Origin of the sequence: Melioribacter sp. (assembly GCF_049325435.1) — a bacterium.
GTDB classification, from domain to species: Bacteria; Bacteroidota; Ignavibacteria; order Ignavibacteriales; family Melioribacteraceae; genus Melioribacter; species Melioribacter roseus.
In genome coordinates, this window is record NZ_JBMOLD010000019.1 from 1 (window position 1) to 24,135 (window position 24,135).

A 24,135-nucleotide genomic window follows, 5' to 3' on the forward strand; every position below is an offset into this window, starting at 1 on the left:
CAATTATAAAAAATTATACTTACTTAGAGATGCATTAAAAACAGAATTAGGATTAAATCAAACAAAGGTTGCTTAATTTATGCGGAGTCTCTCTGAAATAATTTCAACTAAATTTGACTTTTTGCCGTTATTGGCGCAAAAATTATATTTGTTTTTACAATAATGATATATTTTTATCAAAATGATAAAAAGGGAGTAAATGATCGCTTAAATTTGACGATAAAAAAATTGATTCTTTAGGCGTAGTTTTTGCTATAAATAGATAGAAATAAACGGTGTATTTCAACTATTTTCTTTAATAAGGGGGAAATTTATGAGAATTTTAATCTTCTTTTTGGCAGCGTCTCTGTTATTTGCAGAAAATGGAAAAGGATTAAAAATGCCTTCGATTTTTTCGGACAATATGGTATTGCAGCAAAATTCGAAAGTTGCCGTTTGGGGTTTGAGCAATCCGGGAGACGAAATTACTATTAAAGCTTCGTGGAATGAATCGGCAAAAGCGACAGCCGATCAAAACGGAAAGTGGATGGCGCATTTAATCACGCCTTCTGCCGGAGGTCCTTATTTGCTTAAAGTTACCGACAGTAAGTCCGAAATCGAATTTAAGAATGTATTAATCGGCGAGGTGTGGCTCTGCTCGGGACAATCGAATATGGAAATGCCGCTCGAAGGCTGGCCTCCTACAGATACGGTTGCCAACAGCAAGGAAGTTATTGCGAATGCAACGAATAAAAATATAAGATTCTTTACTGTTACAAGAGCAATATCCGAAAAACCGGAATTCGATTGCGTGGGGCGTTGGGAAGAATCGAATCCTGAAACAGCGGCAAAGTTTAGCGCCACGGCTTATTTCTTCGGAAAAAAATTATATGAAGAATTGAATATCCCGGTAGGATTAATTCATTCGAGCTGGGGCGGCACGCCTATTGAAGCCTGGACGGGCGCCAAATATATTTCCACGGTCGAAGAATATAAAGATATTGTAGAAAAACTGAAGAATGCCCGTAAAGAAATCGACCGGCTTAAAGCCTGGCTTGCCGAAAAACCGACTATCGATATCAATTCGATCAAATCGCCGACTCCGTGGAAAGGGCTCGATTTGAACGACTCTCAATGCGCTAAACCCGGCTTCGACGATTCGGCTTGGAAAACTATGGAACTGCCGGTTAAATGGGAATCGACGGAAATGGGCAACTTCGACGGCGTTGTCTGGTTCAGGAAAAACATAAAAATCAAAAACGAGTGGATTAATAAAGAACTGACGCTGGAACTCGGACCGATAGACGATATGGACGTAACTTACGTTAACGGAGTGAGAATAGGCGGCTACGAAGAAGGAGGTTACTGGCAAACAGACCGGATTTATAAAATACCCGCTGAACTGGCGAAGGATCAAAATCTCACCGTTGCCGTCCGCGTCGTCGATACACAGGGCGGCGGTGGAATATGGGGTTCATCCGAAAAGATGAAACTCCGCCCGACTGATTCGAACGAGTCGGTTTCTCTGGCAGGCGAATGGAAGTATTTGCCCGTCGCCGAATATTACGGAGGCAAGTTGTATCTGTTCGACGTTAAGAATGCCGAATATTATAAACGTCCGAAATTGTCGGTTGAATATTCTGCTTTCACTCCGACGCTCCTTTTTAACGGCATGATTGCTCCGCTGATTCCATACAATATAAAAGGAGCCATCTGGTATCAAGGCGAATCGAATACGGGAAATCCGGAATTGTATAAAAAGCTCTTTCCGCTAATGATTAAAAATTGGAGAGAAGAATGGGGGCTGGGCGATTTCGCGTTTTATTATGTTCAAATTGCGCCTTATAACTACGGTCCCAATGTGGAATCGCAAAAATTGAGAGAAGCTCAGCTTATGACGCTTTCGGTTCCGAATACAGGTATGTCGGTTACTCTCGACATCGGCAATCCGAATAATATTCATCCGGCAAACAAAAAAGACGTGGGCGAACGCCTTGCAAGATGGGCATTGGCTAAAGATTACGGCAAGAAAATCGATTTTTCGGGTCCCATCTATAAATCGATGAAAATCGAAGGCAATAAAATAATCCTTACTTTCGATTATACAGACGGCGGTTTGGTAGTCAAAGAAATCGACGGAGACAACAATTTCCTTATTGCGGGAAACGACAAAGTATTTAAAAAAGCAAAAGTGGAAATTAAAGACGATAAATTAATTGTCTTTTCCGATAGCGTAGAGAACCCGGCAGCCGTTCGTTATTGCTGGGATAACATCTCGGAAGGCACGCTTTTTAATAAGGCGGGACTTCCTGCTTCTTCATTCAGAACAGACAACTGGGATTAAAGAAGGATATAAAAATGAAAAACATAATTAAGTTAATCGTTTTGTTTCTGTTTGCAAGTCGAATCAATTTTACAAACGCTCAGGAGACAAAATATCACGCATGGTGGCACGATTCCTATTTGAGAGAAACGTTCGAGTCGCCTAATGAGAAGAAACTTCCTCTTATTAAAGTAATGGGGAATCGATTTGTGGATGAGAACGGAGATACGGTATTGTTTAGAGGCGTTTCGATTTCCGACCCAGATAAGATTGAAAATCAAGGTCATTGGAATAAGAAGCACTTTGAAAAAGTGAAAGAACTCGGTACGATGATCGTGCGCGTACCGGTGCATCCGATTGCATGGCGCGAAAGAGGCGCGGAAAATTATTTGAAGCTGCTCGATCAGGCTGTAGAATGGTGTACGGAACTCGGCATGTATATTATAATCGATTGGCATACAATAGGTAATCTCGGCATGGAATTGTTCCAGGATCCGATGTATGAAACTACCAAAAAAGAAACGTTCGAATTCTGGCGCACAATAGCAAAAAGATACGCCGGAAATAATACTGTGGCTTTTTATGAACTCTTCAACGAGCCGACGCTCTATTTTAATCAACTTGGTTCAATGTCGTGGACGGAATGGAGAGAGCTGAATGAAAAAATGATAACTCTAATAAGAGCCTACGATAACGAAACGATTCCGCTCGTAGCAGGATTCGACTGGGCTTATGATCTCACGCCATTGCTAATTGAACCCGTAAAAGCTGAAAATATCGCTTACGTTACGCATCCTTATCCTCATAAACGAACAAAACCGTGGGAACCGAAATGGGAAGAAAATTTCGGTTTCGCCGCTCAGAAGTATCCGATAATTGCAACTGAGATCGGATTTACTATGGGCGACGAATCTGTCGATTCTAACGGCGAATACGGAGAGGCGATTGTAAACTATCTCGAATCAAAAGGCATAAGCTGGGTCTGGTGGGTGTTCGATCCGGAATGGCATCCGAAGATGTTCGAATCGTGGGATACTTATAAACTTACCGACAGCGGTAAATTTTATAAAGCGGTAATGGAAGGGAAAAAATAATGCAATGAATAATAAAATTGCGTTTGTTATTTTGACAAACCGAATTGAACAGATTATATATGAATTCTAAATTCAAATGGGCGCTCGGCATTCTAATTGTCGCCTTCTTCGCTTATTATGCGATTAACTTTTTCTTTTACCGGAGCGAAGGCGACAAAGTCGTTGAAATTTATTTTGCCGACAGAATTACCGCAGCCCACAAAAAATTGATTGAAATCTATAACGACAGAAATAAAGGGAAAGTGCGCGTAATACCGATAGACTTTCCCAATTTCGATTTTAGCACGAATGAAAGAAAGGAAGTGCTGGCGCGTTCGCTCCGGGGCACTGGCGACGGGATTGATCTTTTTGCGGTTGATATTATATGGGTGCAAAGATTTGCCAAATGGGGCGAGTCGCTCGATAAGTATCTTACGGAAGAAGAAAAAAAACGACTTCTGCCTCTAGCGGTGGAGTCGTGTTATTTCAACGGCGAATTGGTCGCGGCGCCGCTTGTACTGGTAAACAGTATTTGTTATTACAGAGAAGATTTGGTCGAAACGCTCCCAAAAGGCAAAGAGTTGATTGAAAAGCTCGACAGCGCCAATATTACCTGGGAAGATTTTTTAAGCTACAGAAAACTCTACAAAGGCGACAAACCGTTTTACATCTTTCCCGCCGCCGATTACGAAGGTATGATATGTAACTTTATGGAATTCCTTTTGAGCCTCAATCCGAATTATTTTCAACAATACGGCTTTAATCTGGACAGACCGGAAGCCGAAAAAGCTTTGCAATTTATGGTCGACCTTATTTATAAGTATAAAGCGACTCCGCCCGTTGTAACAAAATTTACGGAGATATCGAGCTACGAATATTTCATTAACAATGACGGCTTGGTAATACACGGCTGGCCTACATACGACATGGATTTTATTAATGAACCTTTCGACAAAGAGAAACAATCGAGATTGAAGAAAATGTGGATACCGTATTTCAAAGACGGCGTCCCTACCTCGGTAGTAGGCGGCTGGGATTTGATGGTATCCAAATTTTCTACCAAGAAGAAAGAAACAATCGATTTCCTGAAATTTCTATTGAGCGACGAAGCCCAGGAAATTTTCTATAAATTGAGCGGACATTACCCGGTAGTTAAAAGATTTTACGAAGATTCCGTCTATTTGAACAAGTACCCTGAAATTCCCAAAATAAAAGAATATCTGAAAACTGCTAAGCACAGACCTGCGCATCCCGACTATACGAGATTTTCCAAAATAATGTCGTACTATATCGACGAGGCTTTGAAAAGACGTTTGTCCGTAAAAGAAGCGTTGAACAAAGCCACGAACGCTATTCAACTTGAAAAAAATATTTTGCAGGAGCGATGAGTAAAGTTTATGGTACGGCAAAAATTAAAAAATAAATTTTCCAAATACAGATTCGAAATAAGGCACCTTTCGGCCTTCCTGTTTGTGCTTATTATTTTTCAACTTGTAATGGCTTTTGTTCAAAAATCTTCGTTGAGCGATTTTTTGAACGAGACTCAGGATTGGTATCAAAAATATTCTGCCGAACGGCTGGCTATCATTACGACGACGAGTATGGAACTACTCTACGAAAATCTTTTTATGGAAAAACCGATGTCCGAATACGATCAGAGGAAAATAACATACTCGTTTAACGTTATCTTTAAACAGCAATTAATACAAAAGAGCGTGGAGGATATCAGTCTAATTCTTCTTAAAAATCATCGCGTTTATGTTATCGACAGCGGTCAAAAACTTTATGCGTTTCTCACGAACAAACTCGAACCCTACGAGACCGGCCCCAACGGACATTCGGAGGCTGTTAAACTCTTTCTCGGTTACAGAGACGAAATTAGAGCCTCGGAAACAATCTATTCGATCCTCGAAAACAACAAGACTTTCAAAATCCTCGTTCCATTTGTGCCGGACGGCGAATATCTCGGCGCGATGTATATGAAAATTACGCCCGACTTTACGTTCCTTACAAAAGAAGTGACGGCTAATTTCGATAAAGTGGCGGTTATTTATACGTCTTTAATTTTTCTAGGACTCGTTATTATATTTTACATCTCGTCTCAGGCAGTTAAAGAGAGAAACGAAGCGCAGAGAAAGTTTTTCCAGGAACACGAAGAAAACATAAAAAAACAAATCAGGCTCGAAAAGGAATCGCTTTTTACAAAAAGAATTTATCATACGCATCACAAAGCCGAAAAAATTATCGGCTTTATAAAAGAAGACGTCCGCAAAATGAACAGCGAAGGAATCGACGAGCTGAAAAAAAGAGTGCTGACTTATTCCAACTTTATTTCGAGAATTATTTACGATATGAAATGGTACGACCAGGAAATCAATACTATAATTAACCCGATGTTCCATACAAACATTAATGAAGTTATCAAATTTATAGTGGAAAACATTTTTCTCAGGATATCGAGCCGAAACGATATGTTTAGTTTTGAGTTATTGCTCGACGACGATATTCCTCCGGTTAACGTCAATGAGTTTGTAGTGTGGGAAATACTCGAGCCGTTGATTCAAAACAGCATCGATCACAGTCAGAAAGATTCCGTTAAAATAAAAATAACTACCAAATACGATAAGAATAACAATCTGACTGTTTTAACGATCGAGGACGACGGCGTGGGAATTAAAAGCGAGTTGCTGGAAGTCGACTCGAAAGGCGTTAAAAAAATATTTCTGGAAAATATATCCACCAAGAAGCTCGAAGCGACAAATTCCGGTTACGGCTGCTATATAGCCTATCAAATGGCGGTCGAAAAATGCGGGTGGGAACTCGACGTGGAAAATTTAAAAGAAGGCGGCTGCCGCTTTACAATTAAAATAAAAAATTAAGGAAGAAGCAGTATGCAGAAACAAGAAATGATTAATATTTTACTTGTGGAAGACGAAGAATTCGACGTAAGAAGAGTAAAAAACACGCTCGACTATTACAATTCGAGAATCAAACTACTCGACACTGTTTCAAACGGAATGGCGGCGCTCTCGTTGATCAGGGAAAATCCCGATAAGTATGACGTGGTTATAATGGACTATCAGATCTCCGGCGGGCTTAAAGGCGAGGAACTGATTTCCAAAATGAAAAGTTACGACCCGTTTATTCAAATCATTGTCGTAACGAAGATGACCATAAATATTACAAATTACGATTTCGCCAATAATTTACTTCAGGCGGGCGCTTTCTGGTACTGTACGAAATATCCCGGCAATATTGAAGAATACATTTATCAACCGACCGACTTCATACTCAGTATATTCAATGCGTATGAAAAAAAGAAACTCGAAAAGCAAAAGTTGAAATCCGACAAGCGGCTTAAGAAAAATATTGAAAATCTGCTGGAAGCAAAAAAGATAATAGGCGAATCGAAACCGATGATTCAATTGAAAGAAAATATAGAAAAATACGCCAAGAGCGATGTAAACATATTGATAAACGGACCGTCCGGAACCGGCAAAGAATTGGTCGCATGGAATATCCATCTGAGGAGCAAGAGAAAATACGAAAATTTCGTACCGATTAACTGCGGAAGTATACCGAGCGATTTGCTCGAAAGTGAGTTGTTCGGTTTTGAAAAGGGGTCTTTTACCGGCGCCAACAGAGAAAAACCCGGTCTTTTCGAAGTGGCTAATAACGGGACTTTGTTCCTCGACGAAGTCGGCGAACTTCCTCCTACAGCTCAGGTAAAATTATTGAGAGTGCTGCAGGAAGGTGAAATTGAAAAAATCGGAAGGACGGGTAAAATATCCGTTAACGTGAGAATTATAGCGGCAACTAATAAAAATCTTGCTCACGAAGTTAATAATAACCGCTTCCGCGAAGATTTGTATTATCGTTTGAATGTTGTGCCGCTTGAAATCGTGCCCCTCAGGCAGCGCGGCGACGATATACTCTTGCTGTTCGAACATTTCCTCGACTACTTCAGTCAGGACCTCGGATTTACAAAGCCGGTGCTTGAAGAGAGCGCTAAGGAAATTTTGTTGAATTACAAATGGCCCGGCAATGTGAGAGAACTGAGAAATGTAGTTCAACGTTTGGTTTTGAATTGTCCTGATCGCATTACAGCCAAAGACGTAAGCAATCCGATGATACTCGGGAACAGCATCGTCTCTAAGGAAGAATCGGGTTTCGAAGATTTGTACGAGGGGCAAGTGCTGCCGTTGAAAGAAGTGGAAAGAAAATTCAGAATACGTTATTTCAAATATGTTAGAAGCATCTCAAGTTCCGATTCGGCTGCCGCCGAAAAACTCGGATTGGCTCCTTCCAATTTTTATAGGATGTGTAAAGAACTCGGTTTGAAATAAACGGAACTTATTGTCTCCCTTATGCGTCTCAGGTGTTAAAGCTTGGGAGGAATTATGATTAATGAGTTCAAAGTTAAAGGGAAAGAGCTTCTCGGTAAAATCGAAGAGTTGATCAAAGAAGGCAACGTGAGACGCATTATTATAAAAGACGAAAAGGGAAATACGTATATCGAGATACCGGTTACGGTCGCCGTGCTCGGAGCTCTCTTTGCGCCGGTGCTGGCGGCTGTAGGAGCCCTTGCCGGCATGGCTGCAAATTTTACGGTGGAAGTGGTTAAAAGGCAGAATGACGAATCCGACGAGCTTTAATAACCTTCCTGAATACTAATTCCCGGAAGATAATTAACCTCAAGCATAATATTAACTGGATTATTAACGGATAATTTTATAATTTTGTTATGAACATATGCTCATAATTATTTTATGCCCAGACCGAAAAAACATAGAAGAATAAAATGTTGCCCGGCGGCTTATTATTTCAAACCGCGCGGAATTCCGATGTGCGAGCTTCTCGAAAATATTCTCGCAGAAGACGAAGTGGAAGCTGTTTATTGGGCGGACTTAAAAGGTTTCGACCACGAAGCCGGAGCGCGGAAGATGCAGATATCCCGCCCTACATTCGGGCGTATTCTAAAATCTGCAAGAAGTAAAATTGCGGACGCTCTTATTAACGGCAAAGCGCTTAGTATAAATCAGGATTATTTTAACAAGCTAAAGGAGGAATAAAATGAAAATAGCGGTAGCCTCGGACGATAATTTTCACGTATCGGGACATATAGGACGCGTTAACGGATTTATTATTTATGAATGCTCCGATGGAAAAATTCTCGACAAACAATATCTCGAAAATAATTTTACCAATCACGGTCGCGGCAACAGGGGAGAACATCATCACGGCGAAGGTCACAGACACGGTCACGAACGACTGATAGAAGCTTTAAAAGGAGCCGAGGTTTTGATTTTTACATCCGGCGGCTGGAGATTGATTGAAGACCTCGAAGCCAACGGCATCAAACCGTTTATGACTGACGAAGAAATTGCAGACCGCGCCGTTGAAAAATATCTGTCGGGAGAACTGACCGAAAAAGAAGATAACGTTTGTCATCACGGAAGGCATTGAAAATTAAAAATAAATCTCGGCGCTTAGTGAATAATTCCGGATGGGAGCTAGATTCCCGATAAACTCTACGTAATTATAATTGAGCAGATTTTTAACGCTCAATTTAAGTTTAGCCGCTATATTGCTGAAAACAAAATTTACGCCGCCCGCCAAGTCGATTACGTATACGGGAACGCGTTTGTAGCCGTCTTTTATAAGCGCCAGGGGCGGCTCGGTCAGCTCGAAATCTATTTCTTCGACCTTGCTCGAATATCTGAAATCGGCGTTTAATTCGAATGGTTGTTTGGTAAAACCGATTTGTAAATTAACCGTATTGCGCGGGCGATATTTCATCGGTCGGTTTTTTTCAACGTCTCTCGCCCACATATAATTGTAAGCGAACGTAAAATTAAACGTCGAAGGAACGGCAGCCCAGGCGCATAAAATTTCCGCTCCCTGTATTCTTGCTTTTGTGAGATTGATGAATTTTATATCTCCCGTTTTTGTGAGGTTCGGTTCTATGAAATTATTATAATCTGTCTGATAGAATGTCGCATCGAAGTTGAGATGCTCAGACGGACTGTATATCAGTCCGCTTTCGAATGAAAAACTCGTTTCGGATTTCAAATCGGGATTTTGTTCGACGTCAATTCCGCCTGCAATTCCTGCTGTTGTAAAGACTTCTGCCGGAGTAGGCGCTCTGAAGCCCGCCCCGGCCGACGCTCTTAAGATTAGATTGCGGGTAATCTTGTAATTCAATCCGAAACGCGGGGTTATGGCGTTTTTCCCTTGTATTGTATCGAGTTTTATATAGTCGTAACGGAGGCCTAAAGTGGCTATTAAATTTTTAACGCCCCTGTACTCAGTTTGAAAATAAAGCGCTCCGCCTCCAAATTTAGTGTTGGAAAAAATATTGGATTTTACGGTCGAACCGGAAATTTCAATTCCGCCTGTATGGTTGAAATTACCTTTTGTCGAATAATTAAAAATTGCTTCGGCTCTGTAGAGATTGGCGATGGAGGTGGTCACTTCTATGCCATAACCGTCGAATCGGGTGTAATAATAACTCAGTTTGAATGTTGAATTCAGATTGTCCGAAAAACGATTGTTGTATACGAATCCGCTGAAGAATCGATTCGATTTCACTGTATTGCCGTTATCTTCATCTTTCGGGACCAACGCATTCCGGGAATCTTTCCAGTACAAAAAGTTTCCCCTGTCCATATATAAATAGTCGCCGAAAAGAAGTATCGATCGATTAGCGTCGATTGTCTTGTTGATTTTGAAATATCCGAGGTAATTTTTCCTGTAATCATTTTGACGATAACTCATATTGTCGAATTTTTTAAGAGACAGAGTATATCCGACCGATCCAATCGAGGAAGAGTGCGAAATCTCCGTACCGTAAAATGTGCGCAGGTTGTCGTTCCATTTCCAGATGTCGTAAGAGGGATTGTCATAAAAGCCGGCATAAGATTTTATATAAGTAACGGGAATTTGAGCGGCTTCTTTGGTAATTATATTAATTACGCCTCCGATAGCCGAAGTGCCGTAGAGCGAGCTAGCAGGTCCTTTGATTACTTCCACGCGCTCTATATCTGAAATGGGAATCAATTCCCATACAATATCGCCGTTATCTCCGCCGTAAAGAGGTATGCCGTTGATTGCAACCAATACTCTTGCGCCCACTCCTTTGCTGTAACCGCTCGATCCGCGAATGCTAACCTGCTCGAGGTTTACCTGGACGCCGGGTATGTCTCTTAATATTTCGTCGAAAGCAATATAATTTTTATGCGATATTAAATCGGGCTTAATTACAAACGCGCTTACGGACAAATCTTCTTTCCTTTGCTCGAACTTGGATGCGGTTACCAAAATTTGTTCGGTCTCTACTGCGGATTCCCTCAGGATGAAATTAATTTGAGAAACCTCTTTGTCGATTGTAATTTTTTTGCTGACCTTTTCGTAGCCTACGCACGATACTTCGAGCGTATATTGACCGTAAGGCACTCCTCGTATTTCGTATCTTCCTTTATCGTCGGATGCCGCGCCGAAGGACGTTCCGGTAATAATTATATTTGCGCCTATCACGGGCTGCGAGTCTTCTTCGATTATTCTGCCGGTTATTACGCCTTTCTGAGCCACTAATATGTTGTATGAAATAAATAAAATTAATAGAAATCTGTGCATAATTCCCTCTTTAATATGGAGGCTGCGGCGGAGGATTATTAAAGTCGACTTTTATGTTTACTCCTTCCGTAATTTCGCCTGGGCGTAGTATTAATTCCTTTGGGCTCGCCTGATCCCCGTTGTTGCAATAAACCCCGACCACGTACCAGTCTTTTCGTTCGAAGGAAATTTCTTCGGTCTTCGATTGAGCAACAACCACATAAGAATATGTTCCTTCTCCCAACTGAAGTATCGGCAAGAAATTATTTTCCAATGAATTGTAATTGAACGCCGAACTGCCGTAAGGAATCGAATCTGAAACAAAGCTGAGATTCGGCGGAAAAAAGTCGCCGGTTTTTTGTATGGGCTTTTTAAATACTACCAGGTGAGTTCTTTTAACTCCGGCAGGCCAATTCCCCGTGAATGTAACGGCGCCCTTGAAACCGGTGGGTCCGTCGGGTTTAACGGGCTCGGGTTCAATGCCGCCGTCGCATCTGAATATAAATACGGCAGAGATTAAAATTATCAGCAGTACTTTTTTCATAGAAGAATCAACGAATGTTTTATTAACTTCTTGTTTAATGCCCGCATGAACAAATCAAATTTCCCTTAGCCTTTTCGAAAGCTTCTTTGCCTTCCTTGTAAGAGAACCATGCAATCGCAATCGCTCCAATCGAATCGATGCCGCCTATACCCGTTAATTCGTAGCCTGCGCTGGCAGCAAGCAATATAATCGATAGATAGAGACACGTCTTTGTGCAATTTGCATCGGCGATTATTGCTTCCGATTGAAGAGCCTTTCCGATTTTCATTTTATAATAAATCAAAACAGACATTGTTATTATGGAAATTACGGAAATAATAATCCCTACAACGGTAGTCTCCGGTTTATGTCCTGCGTAAGTATTAATCATAGAGCCTACAACCAAGCCTGCCGACAGAATATAAAATCCCGCGCCTGTAATTCTTAGCGCAGTCCTTTCGAACTTATCGCTTGTCTCTCCGTTATTGTTTTTTATACGTAAAAGCATGTGCAGAAGTCCGATTCCGGACATTACTTCTACGAACGAATCGATTCCGAATCCCAGAAGAGATAGAGTTTCATCTTCTATTCCCCAGGCAACGGAAATTATACCTTCGAGTATATTATATCCGATTGTTATATAAGTTAATAAAAAAGCTGTTTTATAATTTCTGTTCATCTCTTTTCAAAAATCAGGATCGGATATCCAAATATAAAGAATTTTAAAGGTTCTTACAGCAGGCTGAAGAGTCCGATCGAATTATAATCCATGCCGTCCAGCTGATAGAGAGAATGAAAACCCGATATCAAAAGTCCGAGAATAAAGATGAACCAGAGAGCGGTTATAATCAGAGATACAATGATTATTATCTTGGCAAGGCGAAAATATTTGCCCTGCAATTCGAAGCCCATTCGTAAAGCCGCCGCCTGATTGGTCGCTTTATAGATTTCAAATTGTTCCGCGGCTTCTCGAATTCTAAGACCGATGATTATTATCGGCACGCCGATAATTGCGCCGATAATTGAAAGGCACGTAAGAGCTCCGTAAATAATCACAAAAATGCCGACGAATCGCATGTCGCGAATCATCTTCTCAAAATTCAATTTGAATAAACTTACCGGCTGCGGGGTTTCTTCAATATTCAGTTCGTTGAATTCGTCCATAGCTGCCTCTTTATTCTAGTATTAGTAAATAATATGCGAGGAAATCGTCCGCCCATTTTCTTTCCGCGGTTATCCAGAATAAATTATTATTGTCGACAAATACAAAATGTTTTGCTCCCATGCCGTATGTCGTATAAATTTCTTTGCCGTTTATATTTTCCAAAGAGCCGCCGTAGAACGCCGAATTAAGCGGCGAAATTTTTTCTGTCATTCTGCGGAGTGCATTCGTAGCTTTTTTATTGTCTGAATAGACGGTAATGTAGATTACAGCCTCTCCTTTTCGACCGGAATAAAATCCGATTTGATTTTCTTCATCCGTCACTTTGCCCAAATGCAATTTGTTTACGTAGTCGAGCGCTCCTTTGCCTGTTAATTTTTTCTGAAGCTTAAGCCCGAACATTTCGTCGGGCAATAAATTTTGATTGCCTGTGCATGCACAGAATAAAATTAATAATAGAAGACTATTTACCTTTATTTTTATCTTTGTCATCCTTTTTCCTTTTAATGTCGGGTAAGCGTTCATCGACAGGTATGGCAAATGCATATTTGCCTTTTAATACGCAGCCCGGTCTTCCCGGAACACACTCTTTTTTTATTCTAAGGCAGTAGCCTTTTTCGCTGTCGATATATTGGCAGGAGAACGAACCCATCTCATTTTTCCTCAAAATTTCATAAGAAAATAAATTTTTTTGCACTAAAAAGAAAATCTTTATTAAATTAGAAAAGAGTTTAACGAATCGGAATGGAGGAATAATGGAATACGTTCATCTTGGAAGGTCGGGGTTGAAAGTCAGCAGATTGTGCCTAGGCACTATGAACTTCGGACCTTATACGAGCGACGAAGAGAGTTTTCGAATTATGAACCGCGCTCTCGAATTGGGAATAAATTTTTTTGACACAGCAAATGTTTACGGTTGGGATAAAGGAGCAGGCTATACCGAGCAATTAATCGGCAAATGGCTCTCCGAAGATCCTTCGAGACGCGATAAAATTGTTCTGGCGACAAAGGTTTACGGAAAAATGGGCGACGGTCCCAACGATTCCGGATTGTCCGCTTATCATATCAAAAGAGCATGCGAAGACAGTCTGAAGAGGCTGAAAACAGACCGCATCGATTTGTATCAGATGCACCATATCGACAGGAACACTCCCTGGGACGAGATCTATCAGGCGATGGAACAGCTTGTACGCGAAGGTAAAATAATTTACGTGGGAAGTTCGAACTTTGCGGCTTGGAATTTGGCGGAAGCGTTTTATAAAGCAAAAGAAAGAAACTTTTTGGGTATAATTTCGGAGCAGAGTATTTACAGTTTACGCAATAGAAATATTGAGCTGGAGGTAATTCCCGCTTGCAAAGCTTTCGGTATCGGTTTAATACCGTGGAGTCCGATGGGCGGAGGAATCCTATGCGGCGTATTAGAAAAAGCAAAGGAAGGAAGGAGAACCAGAGAGCCGCTCCAAAAGTCGGTGGAAAAACTTCGACCTCAATTGGAGGCATATGAAAAATTGTGCAAGGAAATCGGTCAAAAGCCCGCGGATGTGGCGCTGGCATGGACGCTGTCGAATCCGGCGGTTACTTCTCCGATTATCGGACCGAGAACCGTCGAACAACTTGAACAAAATTACAATGCGCTGAATGTCAAACTCGACGAAGATACGCTGAAAAAACTCGACGAAATTTGGCCCGGACCCGGCAACCAGGCGCCCGAAGCTTATGCCTGGTAATTAATTAAAATATTTTGAGGCTGAAAATGAAATCAAGAAAAATATTGTTGTTTGTTATTATCGCTTCTCTTGTCTACGGACAAAATAAAAAACTCACTTTTCAACAGGCGTTTTATTTCGGTCAACCGAGACTAACTAAATCGTTGCCTCAAATTAAAGGATGGCTTGACGACGAACATTATCTTGAATTGTCCGTCAGATATGGTAAAAGTATTATTGAAAAGGTAAACGTTGAAAACAATGAAAGGGAAGTATACTTGGATTATTCCCGAATCGGCTTGCCCGAAGGATTTAATCTTAACGAGGCTGTTATCAATAACGACAGCTACACTAAGTTTATTTTTGAACGGGATAACGACCTCTATTATCTTTCCGTAGAAGATAATCTTTTCAAGAAATTGACGGACGACGAAGCCGAAGAAAAAAATCCTAAGTTCTCGCCCGATGGAAAGAAAGTGGCGTATACTAAAGAAAATAACCTCTACTGTTACGATATCGAAAACGAAATCGAGCGCCGGCTTACCGACGACGGCGGCGATTTGGTCTATAGCGGCTGGGCTTCGTGGGTTTATATGGAAGAAATTTTAGGACGCTCCACAAATTACGCCGCCTTCTGGTGGGCGCCTGATTCGAGAAAAATCTCGTTCCTCAGATTCGACGATTCTCCAGTGCCCGAATTTATTCTGGTTAAAGCCGACGGACAGCACGGCTCGGTTGAAAAACAAAGATATCCGAAAGCGGGCGACCCGAATCCGTTTGTAAAACTCGGAATAGCTGATCTTGAAAAAAATAATATAGTCTGGGCGGATTTCCCCGACGACAACGATCAATACATTGCATGGCCGGTATGGACTAGCGATTCACAACTGACGGTACAATGGATGAACCGTCAACAGGATACGATAAAGATTTATCGTATTGACGTTAAAGACGGAAGCAAACGGCTCCTTCATACGGAACATCAGAAAACATGGGTGGAATGGTTTGAAGATATCTATTTTATGAAAAACAATCCGGGCTTTATTATTCGTACCGGATTGGACGGATATTATCATCTTTACCTCTATGACGGAAAAGGCAAACTGCTGAAAAAGCTTACGGACGGGGCGGATATAAACGTTACGTCGCTTGAATTGGTGGACGAAAAGAACAACCTGGTCTATTTCGAGGGATGGTCGAATAATTCGACGGAGCGTCATTTGTTTGTTGTGAATATGAACAATAATAAAATTACTAAATTAACAGACATGTCGGGTACGCACGCGTGTAATCTTTCGCCTAACGGCAAGTACTTTATCGACAGATTCAGTTGTATAAATACCCCGCCTGCGCTCTTATTGTACGACGCAAGTGGAGAATTAATAAGAGAAATCGGAAATTCAAAATCCGATATCTTTGACGAATATGATTTGCCAAAGGCGCAGTTGTTCAAAATAAAAACGGAAGACGGTTATGATTTGCCGGCGTTATGGTATTTACCCGCGGATCTTGATTCTACAAAAAAATATCCTGTTTTGATAAGTATTTACGGAGGTCCGAACGCGCCTACCGTTAGAAATTCTTTCCCTTACAGATTGGAACCACAATTTCTGGCTCAGAACGGAATTATTTATATGAGCGTCGATCACAGGGGAAGCGGGCATTTCGGAAAAGCCGGAACCGATTTAATGCACAGAAATTTGGGCAAGTGGGAGATGCACGATTATATCGAAGCCGTTAAATGGTTGAGAAAATTGCCTTTCGTCGACACTGCCCAAATAGCAATCAACGGAGGAAGTTACGGCGGGTACGTCACGGCGCTGGCGCTTACGTCGGCTCCCGGCTACTTTAACTATGGCATTGCAGAGTTCGGAGTTATGGATTGGATGCTCTACGATAATGTTTATACTGAAAGGTATATGGATACGCCGGATGAAAATCCGGACGGCTACAAAAAGTCTTCGGTCTTAAATTATGCCGAAAATTACAAAGGCGGAATGTTAATTATTCACGGAACTATGGACGACAACGTTCATATGCAGAATTCAATACAGCTAATCGACAAATTACAGAGATTAAATAAGGAATTTGAAATGATGTTTTATCCGAATCAACGCCATGGCATTCGATTCCCTCACTATTTCCACGCTCAAAAAACAATCGCGGAATTTATCTTTAAAAATTTATTGAATAAAGAACTCTCTACAGATTAAACGGAGGAAAAAGTTTTGTATAACGAAAATCCAAAAGAATATTATCCGCCGATGCATACGGCGGAGCATCTTTTGAACGGGACGATGAATAAGATTTATAATTGCGGCAGAGCTTTCAGCGCTCACATCGAAAAGAAAAAGTCAAAGTGCGACTATAAGTTCGACAGAAATTTAACCGAAGAAGAAATAAGAAAAATAGAAGAAATTATAAATCAGTTAATTAGAGACGATCTGCCCGTAAAAGAAGATTTTATGACGAGGAAAGAAGCCGAGAACAAATTCAATCTGGAACGTTTGCCCGAGGAGGCAGGCGATACTATTAGAATTATTAAAATAGGCGATTATGACGCCTGCCCTTGCAGCGGAGTTCACGTAAATTCCACGAGCGAAATAAAAAGTTTTCGAATCGTTTCCACAAGTCATCAGGACGGAGCGCTGCGGATTCGTTTTAAAATAGGGGCGTAACTGTAATGAGTTTTGTAATAAGAAAATATTCATTGCCGCTTCTGGTCGTTCTGTTATTTATGCTTTCATTGTTCAACACACAGGAAATGAACCGGACGAACGGCGAGAAGCAGATCTCAAAATTTGCAGCTCTTCAGTTTCACGAATTGGTCTACGGTGAAGCGGAGCCGGATAATTATCTCGGAAAAAGAGTGCTGTTCGACACTACTGTAATCGGTTATTCTCAAAGCAATCATGCCAAATATTTGAATGCCGCGATCAATACGGAAAACGGCGTAAAAAGCTATCTGAGATTTAAATGCAATAAAAAACTTGAAAGATATATTAATAATATTCGCACAAATCATATCTGCTTTATTATAAACGTAAAACGTTATGATAGAATTGAGCCGTCGGCGGAATGTGAAAGGCTAGGCGGGGAAACGGGATATTTAAATCTTGGAGAAATAATTCTTTATCACGGCGAACCCCTCTACTACAGGGAAGCGGATATTGGCACGTATATAAAATCCTGATTTTAGAAGAGCGAGAAAATGGAAGAAATTAAATCGATTGACAAAAACGGCTTGACGCTTGGTTACTTCAGCGCGCCGGATTGTAATGTTTGCAAGACATTGAAACCAAAAGTGAAGGAACTGCTCGGAACCCGGTATCCCGAAGTGAAATTTCTCTATGTCGATGTTTCGAACGATAGGGAGTTGGCTGCTCAATTTAACGTCTTTGCCGTTCCTACGTTAATATTATTCGCCGACGGGAAAGAAAGTTTTAGAATGTCAAGATTTGTCGGGCTCGACGAATTGGGCGACAAAATAGGGCGGATATATAACCTCTACTTTTAGTTCCGGTTCCTTTTGCGTATCGACTTTTCGGAATAATAGTCGAGTAGAAATTTATGCATTTTATCAAGCGGGAAATTCTTTTTGTCGAAGAAATAATTGAGGGCGATTCCGTCCAGTGATGTACTGAAAAAGTAAGCTTCTTCCGCCGGATTTTTGAAACCGGCTTCCTTAAAAATTTCAAAAGCCTTTGGCATCATTTTGCGGGAAATTTCGAAAGTAATATGTTCGGTTTTTTTCAGCATGTTGGGCTGAAGGGCAATCGAAACGTACAATTTCCAGAAGTTTTCGTTCTTTACGAGGAAATCGAATGTGAAGTTTATGAAATATCTGATTTTGTCGTACGGGCTTTTTAAATTCTTTAATTCCGCATCGATAGTCTCAGCAATTTTATAAACCTCGCTCCAGATAGTGTCGAGAATTGCTTCTTTGCTGTCAAAATAATTATAAATGAGGCCTTTCGATATGCCGGCTGATCCGGCGATGTCGTCTACTGTCGTGGCGGCAAAACCTTTCTCGGAAAAGAGAGCCAGAGCTTTGTCGATAATCAGTTGTTTCGTCCTGGCTCGTATCTGTTCGTTTTGTTCCTTTGTTCTGGGCATTTTTTAAACTGACCGATATTCCAACCAAAAATATATTCTATTTCCCGCTCGAATACAATATGAAAATGGATACAACTTATTTGACTTTTTCTAACTGCCGGACTATATTTAAACAACTATTTAAAACAAATGTTTGGAAACGCCCATGGATATAAAAGAGAACATCATTAATTCAACAATAGAAGTTATTGAAGCGGAGGGCATGAATAAGGTAACGACAAGGAAAATTGCAGCCAAAGCAGGAGTCAACGTGGCGGCGGTGAATTATTATTTCGGAAGTCAAAAAAAACTGATACAACTGGCGCTAGATAAAACTCTCGACAATGCTTTCAAGGATCCAATTGAGGAATTTAATGCCAAATCGACTTTGGAGGAGGCGCTGACAAAAATATTACTTGAATGGTTCGACGGCTCTCTGAATTATCCGAATATTACCAAAGCTCATTTTTTTGAGCCGTTTGTAAATAATAACTACAAGTCGGCGGCTGTCAAAAGGCTCAATTTATTTTTTACAAAACTTCACAAATTGATAATTGACAATTATCCTGGAATAGAGAACAAACAGCTTAAACTCACGCTTACCCAGATATTTGGCGCTTTATTTAACGTCATTCTGTTTCCCGGTCTAATGAAAACTTATTCGGGTGTTGATTACTACATTGAAGAAAACAGAAAAGAGTTCGTGATTTCCCTAGTAAGCAAATTTATAAGTAAAAACAGACTTAAATAGAAGAGGCGAAAGTATGAAAAAAATTATTTTATTGTTGCTGTTCCTGAGAACTATAAGTGTCAGCGCGCAGGAAGAGAGATACGGGATTATTACGGGTTCGGTAGTGGACAGGAATTCAAAGGAACCGTTAATCGGAGCTAATGTGATTATTATGGGAACTAATATTGGGGCTGCAACCGACGAAAACGGTATCTATCGCATAGAACATGCGCCGGTGGGTGCGCATTCGATAAAATTTTCATATATCGGCTATCAGCCCGTTATAAAAACAGATATTATTGTTAAATCCAACAGAATTATTACGGTTACGGCAGAATTGGAAAGCGCTGCTTTGGAATCCGAAGAAGTAGTCGTTGCCGGAGGCTATTTTACGGAAACCGAAGAACATTCGATAAGCGCAATTAATTTTTCTTACGAAGAAGTTCGTAGAGCTCCCGGTTCTGCAGGAGACATAAGCAGGATTATGATGTCGTTGCCGAGCGTAGCTAAAGTAAACGACCAATCCAACGGGCTGATAGTAAGAGGCGGAAGCCCTGCCGAAAACGCATTCTATGTGGATAATATTGAAATTCCCAATATAAATCACTTCCCTACATTCGGCACTACTAGCGGCCCGATCGGATTGCTTAATGTGGATTTTATAGAAGACGCCACATTCTATGCCGGCGGTTTCGATGTCACCTACGGGGATCGTCTCTCTTCGGTGTTGAATATAAAATTCAGGGAAGGTAACAGGGAAGAATATGATGCTCAATTGGATCTGAATTGGTCGGGGTTTGGCGGCGTTATAGAAGGTCCATTGAACGACGGCAAAGGATCGTGGATCTTTTCTCTGAGAAGAAGCTACTTGGACTTTTTAATAAAAACTATTGATATGGGTACAAGCGTCGTCCCGAGGTACGGCGACTTACAAACAAAAATTGTTTATGACCTGAACGCATCAAATAAGATCTCCTTTATTGGAATATTCGGCGACGATCATAATTCTCCGGACAAACAGACTGCCATCGATAACGATATGTTAACCTACGGCAATCAGGATGTTTACGAAGGAACAGCAGGATTAACATGGCTTTCGATTTGGGGTAAAAACGGATATTCCTTGACGTCTTTTTCCTTTACGGGCGCAAAATTCGACGAAATTTTTTTCGAAACCGGCACCGACCAATTGTTAAGAAAGAATAACGCCTTTAATCGGTTTGTAAAATTGAGAAATGTCAATCATTATAACATTAATGATAATACGAGTATAGAATTTGGAACCGACTTAAAGTATTTGTTTGATACATATGAGAATTTTTACGGGGAATACATTGACGCCGTGGGAAACGCCACTCCGGCAATGAATATATCTCGAAAGTTGAATACAACTAAATTGGGAGTGTTTTTTAAGTATACAACTAATTTGCTGCGTAATTTGAGGGTAAATTTTGGCGTGCGAGGCGATTATTTTCAGTACAATCAAAAATGTAATTTATCACCCCGATTCCATCTTTCGTATGATTTGAATGATAGAACAAAATTAAATTTATCTACGGGTATATATTATCAAAATTTGCCGGAGATATTGCTGGTTCAAAATGAACAAACAAAGAGCCTGGATGACCCGAAAGCATATCATTATACGGCTGGAGTTGAATATCTTATTACTGAAGATACTAAGATAACCGCGGAGTTGTATCTTAAGAAATATGAAAATATGCCGTTAGACCCTTCACAGAAAGATTTGTTCTTAATCGATGAATTTTATTACAGGGACGGAAATATATACGGGCATGAAAATCTGAAAAGCAACGGAGTTGCCAGATCAAGAGGAATCGAAATTACGCTTCAGAAGAAGATGTCTTCTGATTTTTACGGGATTGCCGGTTTCTCATATTCCTTGTCTCAATATCGAGATTCTAAAGGAAATTGGAGGAACAGAGTGTATGATAACCGGATAATTTTTAATATCGAAGGAGGTTACAAACTCGGTAACGATTGGCAGTTTAGTATGAGATGGATTTATGCCGGAGGGACGCCGTATACTCCCTTTGATATCGAAAAATCAGTTAATCTGAACAGAGGCGTACTGGACGAGGAGCGAATAAATATGGAGAGACTTCCGGATTATCATTCCTTGAATTTAAGGATAGATAAAAGATTTTTCTTCCGAAATTCGAACATGACGCTTTATGTTAGCGTATGGAACGCTTACAATCGGAAAAATATAGCGTCGTATTTCTGGCATCAATATGAAAAAAAGCAGAAACCGGTTCAGCAATGGGGTCTTCTGCCAATATTCGGCATAGAGTATGAATTTTAATTGAACAATACTTGCTATTTATTAAGTGAGTGGATATTTTTGAATGACCATTTGGTCAATTTATGCGAACTATTCATATTGTGATTCGTCTAATTTTGCGAATTTAAATTTCCTATTAAACGGGAGAAACGAATGAAAAGAGCAATATGCCTTGTCGTAGGATTAATGGTGAGCTTTTTATCGGCTGACGTTTTATTTGCGCAGGGCGAGAAAAATATCGTCTATTTGAGCTGGAAAGATGTAGTCGAAATTACAAAAGAAAACAGTTTGGAACTTCGTAGCAAAAGACTCGACTATAATATCCGGAAACTGGAAACATGGAAATCGTTATCCAACTTTCTGCCTTCGTTGAACTATCAGGGAATATTTCAGCGCAACGTCGAATTGCCTGTCTTTGTCTTTATGGGGCAAAGATTCACGGTAGGCACGCCTTACAATTTTCAACATTCGATTGTAGCTTCGCTGCCATTGTTTACGGGGGGAGCCAGATGGTTTAATTACGACTTGCAAAAAACACTTAGGAAGTCCTTGAAAGAAGAGCTGAAGGGGAAAGAAGAATCGGTTGTCTATGACGCCGTGGCTACATACTATTCTATTGTACTCGCCAAAGAACTGATTAATACCGCGCAAGAGGCGGTTAAAGTTGCTTACGAAAATCTGGAACAGGTAAAGAAATTTTATAATGCCGGCGCCGCCACCGAACTTGATTTGCAAAGAGCCCGTTCCCAGTATTCTTCGACATTGCCCGCGCTGGAATCTGCAACGACCAATTACAAACTTTCCAAACAACGCCTGAAAAGTCTTTTGAATATCTCGCTCGACGATTCACTGGTAATCAGCGACACTCTCGAAATTAAAAATGTTCTGGGTGAATTGGAGGATATTTCGCTCGAAAATTTGAAATCGCTGTCTAATGAAAATCGTACCGAACTGAAAATCGTAAATTATCAGTCCGATGCGAGTTCGACGGGAGAAAAGCTTGCTTTGAGTAAATTCAGTCCTGTCGTATCTCTTGCAGCCAGCGTCGATCACGCCGCGCCAATGGAAAACTCGAAAGTTCAATGGAGAGATTATATCCGTTCCAAGTCGATTGTGCTGACTGTAGACGTTCCGCTTTTCGAAGGGGGCAGGCGAATAATCGACTGGCAGATTGCAAAGATAAATTCCGATAAAATTGAAATTATGAAAAAGCAGACCGAGTACGCCGTAGAATTGGACGTGGAGCAAAGCTATTAAAATTTTTTAGAATCGGAAAAAAATCTGAAAAATCTTCAAGACGCATTGGAACACGCCCGTGAATCGCTGCGTATTGCCAGGCTGCTTTATTCACAAGGAATGTCCAACCAGCTCGACGTATTGAACGCTCAATTGCTCTACAGCAAGAGTAAAACTGAATATCTCGAAGGCATTTACAAGTACAATATGAGTCAAATGTCGATTTTGAAATCGACTGGAATTCTTACCAAGATATTAAACTAAATTAGTTCGGAGATGAAATGAAATATCTATCATTATTATTTGCTGCAATTATATTGTTCGCCGGAGTAAGTTGCACTCAGGATGAACAAATTGCAGAAGAAAAAACCGTTCCGGTGAAAGTCTATATTGCAAAGCCGTCATCGATATCGAGTTATATAAAAGTTACCGGCACTCTCGAATCAAAAGACGACGCCGTTTTGATAAGTAAAGTGAACGAAACCGTCGAGGAGATTATAGTAAAACCCGGACAGAAGGTTAGAAAGGGCGACTTGCTGATTAGACTGAACGACAATATTCATAAACAAAATTATAATGCCGCAATGGCCGCACTGAATTCGGCAAAAGCCCAACTTGAATTAACCGAGAAGGAATTTGAACGACAAAATAAACTCTATGAAGAAAACGCAATTTCGTCTCAACAATACGACCAGATTAAAACGACCTATAAGAACTCCAAACTAATGCTGGAACAAGCCGAAGCGCAAGCAAAACTTGCCGAAGAACAATTGCAATTTTGTTATATAAAATCGCCTGTCGACGGCATAGTCGCTTCAGTATATGTAGAAAGAAACCAGATGGTAGGCGCAGGACAACTACTGGCAAGAGTTATAGGTCCAGATAAAATGAAATCGAAAGTATTCGTAACGGGCAGCGATATATATCGGGTTAAATTAGGTCAACCTGTATTGATCTCCGTCCCCGTCCTTGCCGATAAAGTATACCAGGGGAAAGTTACGAGTATCGACTATGCGCTGGATAAATTGTCCAAAAATATCGAAGCGGAGGTGGAACTGAACAACGGCTCAGGAGAAATAAAATCGGGAATGTTTGCCGAAATCAATATCGAGGTCGAAAAGAAAGAGAATGCTATAACCGTACCGCAGTCCGCTTTGTTGCCTCAGACAATCGTTCAAACCAACCTTGAAACGGGTTTGCAAAATACTGTTAAGAAGTATTTTGTCTTTATTGTGGAAAACGGAATGGCAAAATTAAAAGAAGTTACGAAAGGAATTGAAGAATCGGGCAGAGCCGAAATAACGGAAGGATTGTCCGTAGGGGATACGATAATTGTTGTAGGGCAGAATATTGTTAAAGACGGTCAAAAAGTTAATGTAATTAAATAAG

At 40.6% G+C, this 24,135-nt stretch carries 23 protein-coding genes and 1 pseudogene; 17 read left to right on the forward strand and 7 right to left on the reverse strand.

Features of this window, described 5'->3' with window-relative positions; genetic code table 11:
• Nucleotides 1–313: 313 nt before the first annotated feature.
• From ACOYVE_RS13850 to ACOYVE_RS13885, 8 genes are all read left to right on the forward strand, one after another.
• The gene (locus ACOYVE_RS13850) at nt 314–2,323 is read left to right on the forward strand and encodes a sialate O-acetylesterase (protein ID WP_422882437.1); all 2,010 of its coding nucleotides are present in this window, start codon (nt 314–316) and stop codon (nt 2,321–2,323) included.
• Between the two features lie 14 nt (nt 2,324–2,337).
• On the forward strand, nt 2,338–3,396 hold the full coding sequence (locus ACOYVE_RS13855; RefSeq protein WP_014855184.1) for a glycoside hydrolase family 5 protein: 1,059 nt from the start codon (nt 2,338–2,340) through the stop codon (nt 3,394–3,396).
• A 59-nt stretch (nt 3,397–3,455) separates the two neighbouring features.
• On the forward strand, nt 3,456–4,763 hold the full coding sequence (locus tag ACOYVE_RS13860; RefSeq protein ID WP_014855183.1) for an extracellular solute-binding protein: 1,308 nt from the start codon (nt 3,456–3,458) through the stop codon (nt 4,761–4,763).
• A 9-nt stretch (nt 4,764–4,772) separates the two neighbouring features.
• Nucleotides 4,773–6,254, forward strand: coding sequence for an ATP-binding protein (locus tag ACOYVE_RS13865; protein WP_014855182.1), 1,482 nt, complete (start codon nt 4,773–4,775; stop codon nt 6,252–6,254).
• A 12-nt stretch (nt 6,255–6,266) separates the two neighbouring features.
• Entirely contained in the window at nt 6,267–7,721 is a 1,455-nt protein-coding gene (locus ACOYVE_RS13870; RefSeq protein ID WP_014855181.1) for a sigma-54-dependent transcriptional regulator, read from the forward strand.
• 54 nt (nt 7,722–7,775) lie between these two features.
• Complete coding sequence (locus ACOYVE_RS13875) at nt 7,776–8,030, forward strand: DUF4342 domain-containing protein (protein ID WP_041355750.1); 255 nt, start codon at nt 7,776–7,778, stop codon at nt 8,028–8,030.
• A gap of 114 nt (nt 8,031–8,144) precedes the next feature.
• Nucleotides 8,145–8,447, forward strand: coding sequence for a DUF134 domain-containing protein (locus ACOYVE_RS13880; protein WP_422882440.1), 303 nt, complete (start codon nt 8,145–8,147; stop codon nt 8,445–8,447).
• Between the two features lies 1 nt (nt 8,448).
• Nucleotides 8,449–8,841, forward strand: coding sequence for a NifB/NifX family molybdenum-iron cluster-binding protein (locus tag ACOYVE_RS13885; RefSeq protein ID WP_014855178.1), 393 nt, complete (start codon nt 8,449–8,451; stop codon nt 8,839–8,841).
• Between the two features lie 3 nt (nt 8,842–8,844).
• Here the strand turns inward: ACOYVE_RS13885 and ACOYVE_RS13890 are convergent, their stop codons facing one another.
• From ACOYVE_RS13890 to ACOYVE_RS13915, 6 genes are read right to left on the reverse strand one after another with little or no spacing between them, the layout of a single operon-like run.
• On the reverse strand, nt 8,845–11,010 hold the full coding sequence (locus tag ACOYVE_RS13890; RefSeq protein WP_422882442.1) for a TonB-dependent receptor: 2,166 nt from the start codon (nt 11,008–11,010) through the stop codon (nt 8,845–8,847).
• A gap of 10 nt (nt 11,011–11,020) precedes the next feature.
• Nucleotides 11,021–11,533, reverse strand: coding sequence for a hypothetical protein (locus ACOYVE_RS13895; protein ID WP_422882443.1), 513 nt, complete (start codon nt 11,531–11,533; stop codon nt 11,021–11,023).
• A 34-nt stretch (nt 11,534–11,567) separates the two neighbouring features.
• The gene (locus ACOYVE_RS13900; RefSeq protein ID WP_014855175.1) at nt 11,568–12,191 is read right to left on the reverse strand and encodes a cation transporter; all 624 of its coding nucleotides are present in this window, start codon (nt 12,189–12,191) and stop codon (nt 11,568–11,570) included.
• A 53-nt stretch (nt 12,192–12,244) separates the two neighbouring features.
• Nucleotides 12,245–12,676, reverse strand: coding sequence for a DUF5362 domain-containing protein (locus tag ACOYVE_RS13905; RefSeq protein WP_422882445.1), 432 nt, complete (start codon nt 12,674–12,676; stop codon nt 12,245–12,247).
• Between the two features lie 10 nt (nt 12,677–12,686).
• Complete coding sequence (locus ACOYVE_RS13910; RefSeq protein ID WP_422882446.1) at nt 12,687–13,166, reverse strand: hypothetical protein; 480 nt, start codon at nt 13,164–13,166, stop codon at nt 12,687–12,689.
• Complete coding sequence (locus tag ACOYVE_RS13915) at nt 13,138–13,326, reverse strand: hypothetical protein (RefSeq protein ID WP_422882448.1); 189 nt, start codon at nt 13,324–13,326, stop codon at nt 13,138–13,140. Before ACOYVE_RS13915 ends, ACOYVE_RS13910 begins: the two co-directional genes overlap by 29 nt.
• A 103-nt stretch (nt 13,327–13,429) precedes the next feature.
• Between ACOYVE_RS13915 and ACOYVE_RS13920 the strand changes: the two genes are divergently transcribed.
• The 5 genes from ACOYVE_RS13920 to ACOYVE_RS13940 are packed head-to-tail and all read left to right on the forward strand — an operon-like array spanning nt 13,430 to nt 17,897.
• Nucleotides 13,430–14,401, forward strand: a complete 972-nt coding sequence (locus tag ACOYVE_RS13920; protein ID WP_422882449.1) for an aldo/keto reductase — start codon at nt 13,430–13,432, stop codon at nt 14,399–14,401.
• 26 nt (nt 14,402–14,427) lie between these two features.
• Nucleotides 14,428–16,593, forward strand: a complete 2,166-nt coding sequence (locus ACOYVE_RS13925; RefSeq protein WP_422882451.1) for a S9 family peptidase — start codon at nt 14,428–14,430, stop codon at nt 16,591–16,593.
• A gap of 51 nt (nt 16,594–16,644) precedes the next feature.
• The gene (locus tag ACOYVE_RS13930) at nt 16,645–17,058 is read left to right on the forward strand and encodes a hypothetical protein (protein ID WP_422882553.1); all 414 of its coding nucleotides are present in this window, start codon (nt 16,645–16,647) and stop codon (nt 17,056–17,058) included.
• A gap of 5 nt (nt 17,059–17,063) precedes the next feature.
• Nucleotides 17,064–17,573 carry a hypothetical protein gene (locus tag ACOYVE_RS13935; RefSeq protein ID WP_422882452.1) on the forward strand — a complete coding sequence of 170 codons (510 nt, stop codon included), beginning with the start codon at nt 17,064–17,066 and terminating at the stop codon, nt 17,571–17,573.
• Between the two features lie 18 nt (nt 17,574–17,591).
• Complete coding sequence (locus ACOYVE_RS13940) at nt 17,592–17,897, forward strand: thioredoxin family protein (RefSeq protein WP_422882454.1); 306 nt, start codon at nt 17,592–17,594, stop codon at nt 17,895–17,897.
• On the opposite strand, the gene ACOYVE_RS13945 is transcribed toward ACOYVE_RS13940, so the two are convergent.
• On the reverse strand, nt 17,894–18,496 hold the full coding sequence (locus tag ACOYVE_RS13945) for a TetR/AcrR family transcriptional regulator (RefSeq protein WP_422882455.1): 603 nt from the start codon (nt 18,494–18,496) through the stop codon (nt 17,894–17,896). The two genes, ACOYVE_RS13940 and ACOYVE_RS13945, sit on opposite strands and share 4 nt — an antisense overlap.
• A gap of 145 nt (nt 18,497–18,641) precedes the next feature.
• Here ACOYVE_RS13945 and ACOYVE_RS13950 point away from each other — a divergent pair, with 145 nt between their 5' ends.
• The 4 genes and pseudogenes from ACOYVE_RS13950 (at nt 18,642) to ACOYVE_RS13965 (ending at nt 24,134) form a co-directional block, all read left to right on the forward strand.
• Nucleotides 18,642–19,226: a TetR/AcrR family transcriptional regulator gene (locus ACOYVE_RS13950; protein WP_422882456.1), complete on the forward strand. Its 585-nt coding sequence runs from the start codon at nt 18,642–18,644 to the stop codon at nt 19,224–19,226.
• Between the two features lie 13 nt (nt 19,227–19,239).
• The gene (locus ACOYVE_RS13955) at nt 19,240–21,531 is read left to right on the forward strand and encodes a TonB-dependent receptor (protein ID WP_422882458.1); all 2,292 of its coding nucleotides are present in this window, start codon (nt 19,240–19,242) and stop codon (nt 21,529–21,531) included.
• Nucleotides 21,532–21,696: 165 nt separating this feature from the next.
• A pseudogene (locus ACOYVE_RS13960) lies at nt 21,697–23,010 on the forward strand (TolC family protein).
• 17 nt (nt 23,011–23,027) lie between these two features.
• Complete coding sequence (locus tag ACOYVE_RS13965; RefSeq protein WP_422882460.1) at nt 23,028–24,134, forward strand: efflux RND transporter periplasmic adaptor subunit; 1,107 nt, start codon at nt 23,028–23,030, stop codon at nt 24,132–24,134.
• Nucleotide 24,135 lies beyond the last annotated feature (1 nt).